Annotated in this window: 14 protein-coding genes and 3 pseudogenes; 4 read left to right on the forward strand and 13 right to left on the reverse strand. The window is 57.1% G+C overall.

Annotated elements, in window-relative coordinates; all coding sequences use genetic code 11:
- Positions 1-156: 156 nt before the first annotated feature.
- Positions 157-288, reverse strand: a pseudogene (locus tag GYRE_RS24400) (IS5/IS1182 family transposase); the annotation flags it as partial.
- Between the two features lie 122 nt (positions 289-410).
- Here GYRE_RS24400 and GYRE_RS03715 point away from each other — a divergent pair.
- Positions 411-570: pseudogene (locus tag GYRE_RS03715) on the forward strand (ATP-binding protein); the annotation flags it as partial.
- A 586-nt stretch (positions 571-1,156) separates the two neighbouring features.
- Here GYRE_RS03715 and GYRE_RS03720 read toward each other — a convergent pair.
- Together GYRE_RS03720 and GYRE_RS03725 are read right to left on the reverse strand one after the other, a co-directional pair.
- On the reverse strand, positions 1,157-1,735 hold the full coding sequence (locus GYRE_RS03720; protein WP_038253100.1) for a tyrosine-type recombinase/integrase: 579 nt from the start codon (positions 1,733-1,735) through the stop codon (positions 1,157-1,159).
- A gap of 488 nt (positions 1,736-2,223) precedes the next feature.
- Positions 2,224-3,042, reverse strand: a complete 819-nt coding sequence (locus GYRE_RS03725) for a bestrophin-like domain (RefSeq protein WP_051860908.1) — start codon at positions 3,040-3,042, stop codon at positions 2,224-2,226.
- Between the two features lie 117 nt (positions 3,043-3,159).
- Between GYRE_RS03725 and GYRE_RS23455 the strand changes: the two are divergent.
- Positions 3,160-3,522 (forward strand): annotated as a pseudogene (locus tag GYRE_RS23455) (IS66 family transposase); the annotation flags it as partial.
- Positions 3,523-3,924: 402 nt separating this feature from the next.
- Positions 3,925-4,065: a hypothetical protein gene (locus tag GYRE_RS24405; protein ID WP_156102661.1), complete on the forward strand. Its 141-nt coding sequence runs from the start codon at positions 3,925-3,927 to the stop codon at positions 4,063-4,065.
- 219 nt (positions 4,066-4,284) lie between these two features.
- Here the strand turns inward: GYRE_RS24405 and GYRE_RS03730 are convergent, their stop codons facing one another.
- The 9 genes from GYRE_RS03730 to GYRE_RS03770 all read right to left on the reverse strand — a co-directional run bounded on the left by GYRE_RS03730 (position 4,285) and on the right by GYRE_RS03770 (position 12,470).
- On the reverse strand, positions 4,285-4,731 hold the full coding sequence (locus tag GYRE_RS03730) for a hypothetical protein (protein WP_038253103.1): 447 nt from the start codon (positions 4,729-4,731) through the stop codon (positions 4,285-4,287).
- A gap of 77 nt (positions 4,732-4,808) precedes the next feature.
- Positions 4,809-6,374 (reverse strand): EAL domain-containing protein, encoded by a 1,566-nt coding sequence (locus GYRE_RS03735; RefSeq protein ID WP_038253106.1) that lies wholly within the window; start codon positions 6,372-6,374, stop codon positions 4,809-4,811.
- A gap of 54 nt (positions 6,375-6,428) precedes the next feature.
- A complete protein-coding gene (locus GYRE_RS03740) occupies positions 6,429-6,746 on the reverse strand; it encodes a hypothetical protein (protein WP_146748696.1) in 318 nt (105 codons plus the stop codon).
- Positions 6,743-7,345, reverse strand: a complete 603-nt coding sequence (locus GYRE_RS03745) for a hypothetical protein (RefSeq protein ID WP_038253112.1) — start codon at positions 7,343-7,345, stop codon at positions 6,743-6,745. Before GYRE_RS03745 ends, GYRE_RS03740 begins: the two co-directional genes overlap by 4 nt.
- A gap of 78 nt (positions 7,346-7,423) precedes the next feature.
- The gene (aqpZ, locus tag GYRE_RS03750) at positions 7,424-8,134 is read right to left on the reverse strand and encodes an aquaporin Z (RefSeq protein WP_245939545.1); all 711 of its coding nucleotides are present in this window, start codon (positions 8,132-8,134) and stop codon (positions 7,424-7,426) included.
- A gap of 91 nt (positions 8,135-8,225) precedes the next feature.
- Complete coding sequence (locus tag GYRE_RS03755; RefSeq protein WP_156102662.1) at positions 8,226-8,630, reverse strand: hypothetical protein; 405 nt, start codon at positions 8,628-8,630, stop codon at positions 8,226-8,228.
- Positions 8,627-9,151, reverse strand: a complete 525-nt coding sequence (locus GYRE_RS23140) for a CaiF/GrlA family transcriptional regulator (RefSeq protein WP_051860909.1) — start codon at positions 9,149-9,151, stop codon at positions 8,627-8,629. The genes GYRE_RS03755 and GYRE_RS23140 overlap by 4 nt, the downstream gene beginning before the upstream one ends.
- A gap of 350 nt (positions 9,152-9,501) precedes the next feature.
- A complete protein-coding gene (locus tag GYRE_RS23460) occupies positions 9,502-10,740 on the reverse strand; it encodes an FKBP-type peptidyl-prolyl cis-trans isomerase (protein WP_072009036.1) in 1,239 nt (412 codons plus the stop codon).
- Positions 10,740-12,470 carry a PglL family O-oligosaccharyltransferase gene (locus tag GYRE_RS03770; protein WP_038253118.1) on the reverse strand — a complete coding sequence of 577 codons (1,731 nt, stop codon included), beginning with the start codon at positions 12,468-12,470 and terminating at the stop codon, positions 10,740-10,742. The genes GYRE_RS23460 and GYRE_RS03770 overlap by 1 nt, the downstream gene beginning before the upstream one ends.
- 219 nt (positions 12,471-12,689) lie before the next feature.
- On the opposite strand from GYRE_RS03770, the gene GYRE_RS23465 reads away from it, so the two are divergent.
- Complete coding sequence (locus tag GYRE_RS23465) at positions 12,690-13,847, forward strand: reverse transcriptase domain-containing protein (protein ID WP_072009037.1); 1,158 nt, start codon at positions 12,690-12,692, stop codon at positions 13,845-13,847.
- 783 nt (positions 13,848-14,630) lie between these two features.
- Here GYRE_RS23465 and GYRE_RS03790 read toward each other — a convergent pair.
- Positions 14,631-15,458, reverse strand: a complete 828-nt coding sequence (locus GYRE_RS03790; protein WP_038253126.1) for a hypothetical protein — start codon at positions 15,456-15,458, stop codon at positions 14,631-14,633.
- Positions 15,459-15,490 lie beyond the last annotated feature (32 nt).

The raw sequence follows: 15,490 nt of genomic DNA on the forward strand, positions 1-15,490 counted from the left end.
GTCAGGTGTAATAAGCTCCAAACAACTTATCAACAACCGACAGAATTCATATTCCCTGAATGGATATCCCATGCGAAACAAACGAAGTTCAAGAACAGCATGACTTTGCTGAATAAATCAGATTTCGGGCAAGAATCCCTGTAGCGGGTCGTGTTTTCAGGCGATACGCACGCTTTCTGGCTTACCTGCCTTCGTCATTTTGTTCAGCGCACGCACCATGGACAAAGCCTCTGCAACCTGCCTATCATAATCTCGCAACATCAGTGAACCTCCGAACAACTGTTTTAGCACCAGTGATATAAGACGGTAATTCACCATTAGTATGGTCCGCTCTACCCAACATGTTGTTTCCTTGAGGTTCTCACACCAGAAAGGACATCAACATGCTGAGCAGAGAGGACGTTTACATGATAGGCAAGTGGCACGGGCTGATGGAGAACCCGACAACAGCCGATGCGATCCAGGACAGGCTGGTGCACAACGCTCACCGGTTGGTCCTGCAGGGGGGAGTCAATGAGGAAAAATGACCCGGCAGTGGAAAGCGACGAAAAACGGGTTAAAAAGCAGTAGAAAAAGTTAGGTTCCCGGTTGATCGAACAAATGCTAATCGCCGATCAAACTTCGATGCCAATCCGTGTTCGAATAAAGCGGAATACGCACTCAGTAACGTTAATTTAAAAATATTTCGGTGAAAGTGACGCAAACCGATCTCCATCAATGTTACTCAGTTATCTCCGTCACACTAATACCCAAGCATTACCAGGGCCCATTCCGCTGGCTTAGGGTTGACTATTACCTGGTCAAGTTCTGTTGATAGATATACAGCAGGCCTTTTATCTGTCTTTACTGTAAAAGTATGGTACCTAAAACCAAATCACCATACGCTAAAAATAATCGTAAAACCTTCAACATTAATACCCACACTTTTCATAAGTATGATAATCAAATAACTATTCACTTAGAACCCTGTGAGTTCACCAGCGACACCCCCATAAAATTATATTTTGGAAAGAAGGAACAGATAACAGGTAACAGATAACAGATAACAGATAACAGATATCTTTATTTTAATTCCCCTTCAGCTTTATAATATCAGTTCGGCTGAACGTTGCTGGCGAAGCCTCTCAGCCCCCCTTCTTGCCGGGGAAATTATTTATCAGGTAACATCGTCGCTTTCAGAAAACAAACGCGAGGACTCCCATACCCGTGCAAAACGAGCTGCGTTACCGGCCGTGTAATGGACGGTGTGTCTGATATTTCTGTGGCCAAGATAATCCTGTATCAATCGTGTATCCATACCCTGCTCAGCCAGCTCATAACCACATGCATGGCGCAACATATGTGGATGAACCCGTATGGCTATCCCTGCTTTTTCTCCATAGCCTCTTAATAACTTATAAACATATTGCCGGGTAAGACGTTTCCCCTTCAAATTAGGAAATAACCACCCCTCATGTGAGTCCGGAGTAATATTTAACCACTGAGCCAGCAGACTGCATTCTTCTGGCTGGAGAGGGTGGATGGCACTGAACCCATTTTTGAGACGTCGTATATAAATACGTCTGCTGTCAATATCGACATTTCTCACTGTCAGACCGGTTAATTCACTGACCCGCAATCCATGATAAAAACAAAGCATAATCATACAACTATCGCGCAATCCATTTTTAGCACCATGCGTTACCTGAATAATTCTTTCAGTTTCCTGTGATGTCAAATACAGTCTAGCCTTCATATTAACCCCCTGAGGTTTATATAAAAACGTTTCTTTCTTAAAAAGAAAAAACGGCGAAAAAAAAGCAATACCATCTTTAACCAAAAATAAAGATAGAATTCCATACAGATAAGCAGATTAAATGTAGAAATTTACCTTTCAGGGCATTTACAGCATCACCCTTTGTGGTTAGTGATAATCTATACAAAATGTTGTATTTTCGTTACAAGCTCAAGCACTTTTAGAACAAACCCAGAGCTGTATAATAAATACGCGAAGTGAATCGCTACAGCACAAAAAAATAAAAATGATAACCACAACAACATACATTCTCAGCACGCTATTAATTAATACCTTCAGGTGTGTGTCTGATCGCAAATAAATAATTAGTTCCATACAGGTGATGAACGCTATTTTTACTAATAAGCCAGCCTCCATCATAAGCAGTTATAATTGCCCCCTATTTTTATTGCTCCACCGTATACCACCGCAGATTTTTTATTCTGACTTTATGGAATATGATGAATATAAGCCCCAGGCTCCCTTATGGCTCCGGGTAGATTGTTGCCCGTAAGGGTACCCATCATCGCTTCCAGGTCATCTGGTGTTACACGGATGATCCCCTCACCAGGAATATCTATTTCCACAATCATAAACAGCGTAAAGGCAGTCAGCACTGGAAAGAACAACAAAACTCGCTTCATGCCTCTTTCACGGGGATGTCGATAGCCGGCCAAAAAACTGGCGCTCAGGGCAAAAAGCAACAGAACACACCATGCCGCATCCGGGATTTGCCGTCTCCATACGGCACGAGTCTGCTGCTGTGACATGCCGAGCTCACTTACCGTCGTCAGTACTGACATCACCGCAGGAGTTGGAGTTAGTTCGGCCTCCTTCTCAATCAGTTGCCACAGCCTGTTCTGGCGAACCTGAGCCATCTGTATCCAGATTCGCCCCCCTTCGCTGGTACCTTCCCGAAAGAAATGAATACGGTCATTCATCCAGTCCATCAGAAACTGACGGGCCGTCTGCCGTGTCGGCTCGGGGAGCAAACCAGTATATTGCCATGCTTTACCCGCAGACAGGGCTTCACGCACCTGAGCCTGCTCGCGGGCAGCAAAGCCATTGACCGAAATGGAAAAAGCAAAACCTATCAGCAGGCCGGACAACGACAGGACGGCACCATGTACAATACCCGCCTCTGCGTCCTGCCCTGCCCGACGGGACGTCCGCCCCAAAAAGGCACACAGTAGCAAGCCGGTCATCAGTACGACCAGCATCAGGGCATCATCCGCCCGTGGTGAGGAGAGAAGGGTAAAAAACAACATCGTAATTCCTAACTGCTATGAAAAAAGTCCGTCCGGCGACATGCCTGACCGGAAACGAATATCACAACGGGAGACGCCTGCAGTCACTCCCGTTCAGGGCCACCCCGTGATCTGTGAGCTTATGTCAGCTGTGAAAAAAGCGGTCCTGCTGTCGTCTGCTTCGACAGTCAACCCGGCAGAAGTAGCGCGTCCCCGGCAGCATACCTGAAGGATTGGGCAGGAAATCTTGTAGTCGACGGATATCCGGCTTACGATACTCTGGCCGGGCAAAACAACGGGATCGTGCTAGCAGGTTGTTGGGCACATGCCCGCAAAAACTTCGCCGACCTTTATAAAGCGAGCCAGGATCCTCGCGCCGCGATGGCGGTCAGACAGATCGCCGGGCTGTACCGACTGGAAAAGAAGATCCGACACCGGCCGGTGAAAAAGATCCGCCAATGTCGACAGCGTTATGCACGACCCGTGTTGGACAAGTTGTGGCAATTGCGTATTACCACTCAGATAGATCGGGTAATAACATTTGGCTAGATCACTGAATAACATTGATGAAGATCACTTTTGATTCATTTTGTTACTCGGTGATCTCCATCAATGTTATTGGAACTTCACAGGTTTTTTGAACTGTATCTTTTGCCATTCCGGTGAAGGATACCTAGTAAGCGTAAACTCAGCGCCGTATGCAGCCATTAAGCCAATGCTGGTAATTTAGACGTCCACCTGTCCAGACGGCATCTGAGTATGGAATCCCAATCCGGGCGAAACGAACCCCGTAAGAATTATTCAAATGATTTCGAGCATGAATGACGCCCCGTTATCTCAGTTGCCTTCAGCTCGCTCTCGTTGCGGTAATGCATCGGTCTCACTCATGCGGAACATCCTGATATGCTGCATTACCTGCTTTATGGACTACCACGAGATATCGCCATGCTCCATTCGACGGTGATCAACGAAAACCCGGAACTCATTCTGCTGTCGTACTGCCTTGTTGTGCTGTGGCTGATACTGCTGTTTTCACGTCACTGACGGCATCCCGCGGCCGGGAAGCCGCGATGTTCCGGAAGATATTTTCATCACGGGGCAGGCCACTCCTGTACCAGCACTTTATTCAGGGATTACTTCCTGCGCCAGTCCCCCTCCGCCCAGTTCTTCCCGGTGCCGGCGTCTCAGGGGCTGTCAGCACATGGCTTCCCGGACGGCCAGCGTGTTTTTTTGTTCCCGTCACACTGTTCACACTTCCCGCGTTCATCCGGTCCCGGTCAGCAGCCGGGCGCACCGGAGCACCAGGACGCCGGCGCCGAGCAGCAGCAGGGTGACCAGTATCACCACCCCGGCACACGCCGCCCCTTCAGGGTGCGACTTTCGCGCCGCATTCAGCAGGGCCACTGCCAGCAGGAGGCACCACAGCGCCACAGCCAGATGCAGCCAGATACCGGCCGGGACCAGACCTGCAGCAGATACCCACCACAGGCCGGGCGCTGCCACCGGGCCGCCAGTCAGCATCGTGCAGGCCACTGAGTACTCCCCCCGCAGCCAGCGCAGCGGTCCGGCCTGATTGCGCCGGAAAATACAGCGGTCACGCGTCCCCGGCAGGACGACCACCACGCCCCAGACACCGGCGGACAACGCTGCCGCACCGAGCATCCACAGACAGAGCTCCGGGAAATCCGGTAATGTATCAATCGGAACCATCTGACCTCCTTATGGCCGGTAACGCGACGACGCAGGCACGCTTTCTTTCCCTGCCACCTCATCGCCCGTGAACGTGGTTATCCGGTGCGCCCTGCGTCGCCACCGGCTGCATCTGTCCCCGCGCCCGCGCCGCCCCCCTTTTCCTCCGGGAAGTCCCCCTGAAGCCAGACCAGGAATTCTGTTAACGGCAGCGGCCGGGAGTAAAAGTATCCCTGTAGCCACCTCACCCCGTGCGCCTTCAGCCAGTCGCGCTGCGCGGAGGTTTCCACCCCCTCAGCCACAACCTCAAGCTTCATACGGTGGGCTATCTCCGTCACCATCTCCGCCATCAGCAGTCGCTCACCGGGATAGGCCGTTCCGCCAGTCTGGGTCGTGAAGGTCCGGTCCAGCTTGATGTAATCCACCGGAAGCTGGTCCAGGGTGCTGAGGCCGGCATACCCGGTCCCGAAATCATCCAGCGCCACCCGGACACCGGCCGCCCGAAGGGCCGGCAGCAGCTCCGGCAGGCGGACTGAGGGCTCAAAACGCTCCCGCTCGGTGATTTCAGCCACCAGAATGACGCCCGGCAGTGCGGACTGGAGCGCCCGGCAGGTCTGAAGGAGAGTGTGGTCGCCCGCATGGGCGGCACTCAGGTTAAAGGCAAGGTGAAATACAGACGGGAGTACCTGCCGGTGCGCACCAAGCTCACGCGCCACCTGAATCAGCACACTGCGGGTCATCGGAACAATCAGCCCGCTACGCTCGGCCAGGGGGATAAAACGTTCGGGGGGGATCACTTCCCCTCCCCGCGTGTGCCAGCGGGCCAGCACCTCGCAGCCCGCCGGCTCACCGGTAGCACTGTCCACCACCGGCTGATACCAGGGGCGGATGTCCCCGGCCTTAATGGCCCGGCGCAGACGGATATCCTCGCGGCTTCGCCGGCTCTGCCATATATGACAGAGCCGGGTGGCTGCCGCCGTCACCAGCAGACACAGTACTATCCACGGCAGGGCGTCACGCAGCAGGCTGCGGTCCCGCACCGGACTGCGGGGATCGGTCACCAGTGTAAACGCATACTGACCAGAGGCAGGGGGGGGGTCAGCAACATCCTCCGGCGCGTGATGCACCACCCCGTCCGCCCCCATCTCCAGGCCACCGGCACGAAACATCAGGCCGGGGAGGTCCGGCGTGGCCCGCAATGCCTGACGCAGAAAGAGACCGTTCAGACTCACTGCAACGCCCCCTTCCGGATACTGTCGCATCATCACCAGCAACGAAGAGGACGGCGTAAGCGCATCCCCGGGCGTGAGCAGCAGGGCAGGGGATATCCGTGCTGACGCCGGCAGGGCGGGCAGGTCCGGCGCCCCGCCGAGGGAGGCGCAGACGGTGACGTTATTCTGCAACAACCGGACGCCACGAACGTGTGGACTCAGCGCTGCAGAGCGCGCGAGCTGGCGGGCCAGTTGTGGGGTGCACGGCTGCCCCAGGAAGGCCCGGTTCATGGATATCACCCGCTCCGCCTCCGCCAGCATACTGTCAATGCTCCGGGTGGCCCGGCGTATCGCCAGGTCCTCATCCTGCCGCGCCTGACGCCCGGTCAGCAGTACCGTCAGCACCAGCATTCCGCCCAGGCAAAGCGCGACAAGCGGGAAAGTCAGCCTCATTATTTTTTCTCCTTACTATCACACATGCGAGCCTGACGGCATGCATCTGCAGTCTTATGCGACCCGGTGACGGAGGGTACGGGCGAGCTCACAGTACCGGTCCTGCTGTAGCCGCTGCCAGACCTCCGGTACTGACCGTCGGGATGGCGTGAACGCCACTCCGTCACGTCCGACCGGCTCCGGCTGAAGGGATATCAGCACCTCCGGCATGGCGAGCCTGAGCCAGGCAAGGTCACTGCGACACTGCACGGAAGGTGCCGGAAAAGGGTAAGGCACACCGGCAGAGCCTGTCTGACAGAACACCAGAGACGTCACCAGCATCAACAGCCTGCCGGCGTGCTGCCAGGCCGCAGCCACACGCCCGAGCATCACCCCTCTTCTCCCGCGGCTATCACCGGGTCACCCGTCGGCACACCGGTCATCACCGCCACGGTCAGCGGACGGTCCATTACCAGACGCTCACGCAACAGAACCTGTCGCCCGCCCTGGCGGTTACGCCACAGCCGGTACTCCGGCATCTCCCGCATCAGCTGAAGCACCCCCGTCCGCATCACACCGGTCTTGACCAGCTCAATGCGTATCTCCCCCTGAGACCACTCGCCGCCCGGTGCGTCGTCAGGCACAATACGCACCATCACCCCCTCCAGCGCGGTTCGGACTGCAAGCCATGACGCCGCCGGACCACGGGAGCCCCACAGTCCACCGGATACATTCCGGTCACGACGGTGGAGTATCTGCTCGGCGGGCAGGACAGCTGCAGCAATCACCATTCCGACCGGCAGTGAGTCAGGCACGCTGAGCCGGTCGCGACCGAAATGCCAGGGAGTACTTACCATCTGCGTGGTCTGGCGCGTGGTCTGGCACACATGGCCGCACGAAAGCGTGCGCGATGTTTGCCCGGCCGCTTCGGCGATAAAAAGGAGCAACAACCCCAGCAGGCCCGCCACCCTGATGACACCTGATATCTTCATCCTGCACTCCTCCTTATTATGCTCAGCGGACATGGTCCAGACACCCGCCTGCCGGCGGGCCGGCTATGCCCCCTGACATCAGGACGCGTCGCGTTTACCCGCAGCTTTGTCCGCAAAAAGTCGCGACAGCACACCTCCGGTCAGTCCGCCGGCAACCGGTGCCACCCAGAAAACCCAGAGCTGCTTCAGCCATTCACCACCGGCAAACACCGCCACCGCTGTCGAGCGGGCCGGGTTCACGGAGGTGTTGTCCACCGGAATGGAAATGAGGTGGATAAGCGTCAGGCACAGGCCAATTGCCAGCGGGGCAAATCCTGAAGGGGCGTCAGCTGCCGTCACCCGCGCAATCACCAGCACAAACAGGGTGGTCAGCACCCACTCCGCCAGGGCCACGCTCAGCAAGGGGAATTCCCCCTGTGACAGGGAGCCGTAACCGTTGCTCGCAAATCCGGCATGAACATCAAAGCCACTGCTGCCACTGGCAATCAGAAACAACACCCCAGCCCCGAGCAGACCACCTGCCACCTGTGCGGCGATATAGGGGATGACCCAACCGGACGTGACTCGCCCACCGGCCCATAACCCGAGCGTCACCGCCGGGTTAAAGTGCGCCCCGGAGAGTGAGCCAAACGCGTACGCCCCAGTCAGCACCGTCAGGCCAAAGGCCAGCGACACCCCGAGAAAACCAATCCCCACATCCGGAAAGCCGGTTGCCAGAACCGCACTGCCACACCCGCCCAGGACCAGCCAGAACGTACCGGTCGCTTCTGCCATCAGTTTTTTCATCATCATTCTTTTCTGCCTCTTGCTGTGTGTTGTCTGTAATCTGTTTTGTCATAAGGGTTGCCGGTCCTGCGAGCCAGCCCGGGCAAAGGGAGCATCATTTGCTGGCCTCAAATACCTGCACTTCCGGTGCAGGGCCTCGCGCTCCCGTCCCCGGGCAGGCCATGGGCAGTAACACATCGCTCTGCTCCGGACGCTCACAACGGGTATCCGGCCCATTCAACTCCCCGGAGGAGTCAGTAGTTGTCCGGTCACTGCAGGGATACACTGCCAGCCCCAGCCCGCACCCTATCAGCAGTACGGGAGGCCCCCACAGGCGCACGGACTGTCGCAGCACCTCCCTGAGACCGGCGTGACGCAGGCGACGCCTCAGCAGGCGCAAAAAGGGGAGCTCCAGCAGCAGCACCGTCGCCACCGGCAAAGCCAGCAACCAGAGCAGCGGCGAGTCATGCAGTCGCTGCACCAGGTAAAAGGTCACCCCCATCGCGCCGGCGGACATCACGAAAAGCCCGATGAGGCCCGGCGCTGGAACAGAAACGACTTCGCCGCCTCTGCCAGCGCCTCCCGCTCACGCAGGCGGGCAGCCTCGGAAACCTCGGTGCGGGGTTTGCGCCCGGAGGCTGCGGCAACCGGTGCCTCCGGGCGGGTGGTGACGGAGGTCACCAGGAACATCGCCACCCGGTGGCCGCTGGCCACCCGGACCACCTCCTTGTGCACCTCAACCGAATCGGACCGGTCACACATGATGTAGGTCATCACGTCCGCAGCCCGGCGCGGGGCCACAGAAAAAGCCTGAGAAATCTCCTCCCGGGTTACGGCCCGCCCCTGGCGCAGTGCCCAGAGGGCGACCACCAGCCAGAGAGGTGACCCCTCTTCAGCTTCCATTCCCGGCGGCAGGCGCCAGACGCCATGGTTGCGCTGCCGTCCGGCCTGGAGCTTGCCGCGCGCGGTGCGCTTCATCTCAGAATGGGTCTGTGAAAAATCAGTCGGTGACGCCTGGCGTTCGTTATCGCATGTTGCCATTGTCAGCTCCTTGTCGCACTGGCCCGGTCGTGGCCGGGCATTTCAGAGTGCCGCCAGTCAGTCGAGCGACTTATGACGTCCGGACGACCGCATTCGTACAGGCCGGTCCGGGCGAAAACAATTCATCAACCAGCCTTTAATTTTTGTTTAAATTCAGTGAGTTAAACACCTCCATCGATTCACCGGAACAGAATTCAGGCATGCAGAAACCCGCCGGTGCCGCAGCACCGGTTTTACCCGTGGTAATTCAGTTTTTTTTCAGTTCAGCGCTGTAACATCCGCCATTGCGTGCGTGGAGGGACGTTGCGGCCGCTTTCCGTCAAGGCAGGAGTCATCCCTTCAGGGGGGGGTCAGCCTGACTCATTCACCCCTTTGACGGTGATGTCAAAGATAAGCGTCGCCCCACCGGGAACCGTCGGCGGCAACCCCATATCGCCGTACCCCTTCTCGGGAGGCACCACCACCGTCAGGTGTCCGCCGGCCCCCACCTTCTGCAGGCCGATGGCAATGGCCGGCAGCATGGCGCCAACCTTCACCTTGCGGGCCTGACCCGCCTCACCACTGCCATCAAATACCGTTCCATCCGGCAGACGCCCGGTAACCAGCAGGGTGGCCATATCCGTGGTCCTGAGTCGTCCTGCCCCCCTGGACTCGATCAGGTAAAGCGAACCTGCATCACTGACCACGCCTTTTTTGCGACGAAAATCAGAGCGGAACTCACGACCTCTGGCCACTTCATCCGCACGACGACTCTGCATCCGGCTCGTAAAATCTGCATTGAGCGAGGCGAGCGTGGACTGAATATCGGAATCCTGCATCCGCAGGGGGCGATTTGACAGTGCATCCTGCAGCCCCGTCATCAGCACCTCCGGCGACAGGGTGATTCCCAGAGACTTCTGCACAGCCAGAGACTGCTGCATTTCGTACGCCAGCGATACGCCACTGGCGTACGCACGGCGGGCATTCTCATCCGAAAGAGAGGGTGTTTCAGGTTGTGGAGCGGGTGTGGATGATGCAGAAGGTGCTGAGGCCGCAGGGGCGATGGGTGGGGCCACTGCAGCAGGGGACGGTGGCGATCCTGCACCACTCTGCCCCGTCATCCCACCCGAAACCACCCCGCTGACCGACTGCTCTGCAGCGGGAGCGGGAGGCGGCGTCACGGTTGCCGCATTCAGGGGTAACGCTTCAGGGCGGGCCTGACTCACGGCCACCTCCCCTGCCGATGTGGCGGCTGCACCAGTTAAAGCTGGCACCGGTGCTCCGCCCGGCGGTGTCGGCGGGACAGGCACCTCTCCGGCACGCAGCCCCTGACGGGATAATAAATCAGACTGCTGTGACATCAGCTTCTGCAAAAGCGCATCCTGCCTTGCCAACTCCTGGCGAAGCATCTGGACCTCGCCAGCATCCATAGCCGGTGCAGCCTTATCCGCGGGCTCCGTGGCTACTTCTGCGTACACCGGCAAAGCGGACGCTGTCAGCGTCGCGCAGACAAGCAGGCGAACTGCAAGCCTGACCGGATACCGCGACGTGAAACCAACTGCCTCTCTGGTTGCAGCATGCTGCCCGCAACAACGCGTTAATGTATTCATTACTGTTTTTCCTTATTATCAGGAGCACTTTTGAAACGACTGTCCCAGCCCACCCGCCACCGGGCCTCGTCATACACCTGCTTCGCCTGTGCCGTATTGCCATCCAGCGTCAGCACCTGCAGGTACATGGCATACACATTCGGGTCCGGGTGACGCACCAGGTAGTCCTGATAGAAATGCACCGCGCGTTCCAGCCTTCCCGGGTCACCATCCTGGTTAAACAACTGCATATCGTGCAGGCTCAATACGAATGCCTGCTGGTCCGGCATAAACCAGGGGTTCAGCCCCCGAACCCGGTCAAAGAGAGAGGTGTCCATTGCCATGGTCTGCTTCGCGGCATCAATGCCCACCCGAACCACAGTGCCGGTCAGTGAAAACCAGACAAGAAATACACCGGCCAGCGCCAGCAGAATGGCTGTTATTTTCTGAACGCGGGGGGCGAGGGTCACCTGCCGGTCTGCAGGCGTCAGGCGCGAAAGTGCCAGACTGAGCAGAAACAAAAACAGAACAAAGTGCACGCCTGAGAGATACCACGGGTACTCCACCTGCGTATGCAGCAGCACCGGCAGCGCACATATCGCAAACCCCGTGGCATCGCTCCCGGGCAGGCCGTAGCCCCCGACAGCTCGGGCATGCCGCCACAGGCGCAGCGACACCTGCATCCCCCACACCAGAATCAGTGCCAGCCCGAGGGCGGCCACCAGCCCCCCTTCCGTCAGCCAGAACAGGGGCTCGTTGTGCGGGTGCGCCACAATGCTCGGGTCACGCTGAACCTGCTGCAGCAGCGCCACGCCTTCAGGGTAGCGACCCTCAAACATTCCGTAGCCGAGGCCGCGCCAAGGATGCGCTGCAATTAACCGCGCGCATGCCCGCCACATCTGAATACGCCCCAGTTGCCCGAACGTATGGTCAACGGGTGCCTGCAGGGACATCAGCGTCATGGCAACCTGCGTACCGGCCCAGCTGGCAGCCAGCACCGCCAGCGCGACGGACAACCGTCCACGAACCGCCCCACGACCCGCCACCGTCATCAGCAGGGCCACCACGGTCGCACCCAGCAACCCGATGGTGCTCTGCGCCAGGACCAGGGAGACCATAAAGATGACAAGACAGGCCAGATACCGCGCCCGCCCGCAGAACAGCCACCGGTGCAGACTCAGGGCCAGCATCGTGGCCAGAAAACTCGCCATCACGTTTATCTGGCGAAACCCACCCGAAGGACGCAGGCCTTCCTGCAGGGGTAGCCAGTGCGCATACCCGGCCGGACAGAGCACACAGAGCAGGACAGAAACGGCACACACCAAACCCGCCACAATCAGCGCATCCGCAGAGAAGGCCGCCACATCCCCGGATACCCGGCAGGCGGACAGCCACAGCAGAAACACGCCTCCGCACCACATCATCAGTACACGAGTCACCGCACGCCAGGTATCGCTGTTGGGGGCCATCCAGAGCAGAGGCAGGGAGAGAATAAGAAAAGAGAGCAGCAGACACGGCGCACGGAAAAATACCATCCGTCCGCTGAATGCCATAACCAGAAGCAGCAGCCCCGGTAACATCCAGCCAGCGTATTCCGGTATCACGGTATCCACGGACAGAAGGGACCGCCAGGGCAGGTTAATAAGCAGACAGGACACAGCAACGAATATCACGACAACGGTCTTCTGCAGAAAGGTTGTCTTATTCCCACCCGTCAAAAACGCGTCACTTAACGTATTATTTCCTGACATAGCAACTCCACTGGTTATTTATCGCAAACATCACGCCACTGATTTCAGCCCACAATAAAAAAATATAAACATGGCGCATAAACACGGCATACTACGCAAGCACTCATAAAGCAGAATTAAAATGCAGACAAAAAACTGAAAACTGAAAACTGAAATAAACACAGAAAGACTCACGCAAAATAATGACACCGCCGGTTTCCCGTCGTGAATATCACCCGGATGAAAATAACCCTGTCCCTGACATCATTCACACCAGAAATACTGGATGCCTCTTATATCTGGCTGTGTGCCTCCCGAAAAAATCACCCGGCAAATGCTGATGTATGGGACCTGCGCTTTCACTGGTTACAGGAAAAAGTCCGTATCCTGCAGGCGCTTCGTGCAGGGACATACCGCCTGCAACCCCTGCGTGTTACTCCCCGTGTCGGCGGTGAAGCCTGCGTCATGTGGTCTGCACGCGATGCACTGGTTATTCACGCGCTGACCTGCCTTCTGGCGCCGCACCTGCCGGTTCACCACACCTGTGAACACATCAGGGGTCAGGGTGGCGGCAAGCAGAGCGCGCGTCGAGTACACCACTTCCTGCGAAACACAAATGCATCCTTCGTGTTTCGCACCGACATCCGCGGTTACTATGCAAACATCGACAAAGACCGGCTTTACCGTCAGCTCACCACCTGCATTACCTGCCCGGGTATACGTTCGTTGTTATGGCAGTTCCTGTACTATTCGGTGGAGAATGGCGGTAATTTTCATACACCTGTAAAAGGCATCCCCCGCGCCAGTTCGCTCAGCCCGTTACTGGCGGCCTTTCATCTGTTCCATGTCGATAAAGCGCTTACCGACATTAGCGGCGTGCGCTACGCACGCTATATGGATGATTTTATTATCATCACCACGACCCGCCATAAACTCCGGCGTGCCGTTAAACTACTGAAACAACGTCTGCACGAATTTGGTTTCGTGCTGCATCCTGACAAAACCCAGCTGGGCAGAACCCAGAGGGGCTTTGACTGGATGGGGCTCTGGTTTACCGACAAGGGCATCACTGCCTTTGCCCCCAGAGCCACCGAAAAACACCGTCTGAAATGTCGCCAGCTTTATGAGCACATCCGGCATCTGAACCCTGAGGTTCAGGCTACCCGAATGGCGTTATACCTCAGGAGGTGGGTAGCATCCCTGCTACCTTTATGCGCCACAGATCAGGTAATGGAGAATTCCATGGTCCAGGTATCATGGACGTCGGTGCCGTCAGGTATCCCCTCGTCATCTGGTCCGCTGCCGTCGAGTTTCATCGGAGTCGCATTGTTTAGGAACACCAAACCGAACTCCCCACGTGTGGCCGCTGCCCCTGTCGCTCCGGCCGCCGGCGCGTAAGTGTTCACCCACAGTGTTGCTGTGTTGTCGTAGGAGTCGTGTTTCGCCAGCGCTTGTCCCGACCGGTTTGTTGCCCAGTATCCGAGGCACGCCAGCTCAGTGCCGCACGTTTTGCCAATCGTGCCCTTGTAGCTGTTGTACGGCATCGTCGTCGGCAGTGGTGTGTTGCTTGTCGAAAGCGCGTTGTTGTTGTTGCCGGGGCTGGAGACCGTGAACTTGTCTGAAATATCTACTCCCGCCTCGTTGTATAAGTGCGACGCCGTTGGGTATGCGCCCATCTGTAACATCGCGGTGCCGGCTGGAACGCCGAAAGCCCGCGGGTTGGACATGCTAGGTTTGCCGGCATCCGGGACGCGATTTCCTGTGTGCTTGAGGGTCTGAGTCAAGCCCGTGAATGTGCAACCCGCGCTGTAAGCCACCTCCGTTAGCGCTGCCTGGTCCGTGCCGACTGGCGCTGTGTGCTCGAATTGCGCTGTTTCTTCACCCGTGTCGATCCTCAGTGTTGAATTGTAAGTAGACGTGCCCGGAGTGATGGTCAGTGAACACGTGTTGTCAGTCTTGATGTTCACTTTCGCGTGAAATTCCTGCGGTGTTACGTCTGCGAACGCTGGCGCAGCAAATGACCCTGTGAGGGCTGCCGCTACCGCCATATGCATCAGGGTCTTTGTGTACGTACTGGAATTTGTCTTCTTCATTGGTTGTACCTTGTTTATCTTAATTCAGTGCCGGGGCTACCCGGCGTCCGGCCGGCTCAGATGGCCTGGCCCGCTGGTGGGTCTGTTATCAGGACGGCGAAATATTGATAGTGAACGGGATATCGACACTGTCGCCCTCTGCAACCGTGAGTGCGCTCGGGGTACCAGCGGCACTTTCCGGGTCAGTGCCGAGGATCGCGCTGATGCCGATTTTCATTGCCTTGTACGAGGTGTTTGTATCCTCTGCTATGAGTTGTGTTTCATTTGCTGTCCCGGAGACCAGTGCAGAGGCCAGCGCATTAGTGAAGTAGTTGTTCGTCATCAGAACACCCTTCACACCAGCACCCTCCATGTCAAGTCTGTCGTTCTGGTTGCCTTTCGCTGTGGTGGACTGCTGGACCTTTACGCCTGCCGGGTCGATGAAGTCAACCGATGTCGTGGCACCACTGGTGGCCGCGGCGTCGCCGTACAACGTCGCTTTCGCCAGCGTCGGCGTGAAACGCCAGTAGCCACCGTTCGAAGAGCCGTCAACAGCTTTCAGGAAGGTGCGCGTTCCACCGGGTGCCAAATAGACCCCCGCGCCGAGATCGGTGGTCAGGGTGAGTTTATCCAGCTTACAGCCCGCCCCCCCGTTAACGGCCACCAGTATTTCCGGCGGCTCGGCCAGTGTTGCCGCATCCACAGCCATCGTGCTGCCGCTGGCAGCCGTGCGCGTCCAGTTAGCGACAAAATCACGGGAACCGGTTGGCAGAGACACATCAATGTCACAAGTGTTCACTGAAATCACATGGATGTTGTTAGAAAAATCAGCTGATACCGGGTCGGCCTGAGCCGTATTCATGCATCCCAGGGTGCCGGCAGCCATTGCAACCGACATGGCCAGGGCGGTCATGTTTTTCTTCATAATAAACTTCATATCTTTTACCTTAACTGGTATGACATTGACAT

Origin of the sequence: Yokenella regensburgei ATCC 49455, from assembly GCF_000735455.1 — a bacterium.
Taxonomy (GTDB): Bacteria; Pseudomonadota; Gammaproteobacteria; order Enterobacterales; family Enterobacteriaceae; genus Yokenella; species Yokenella regensburgei.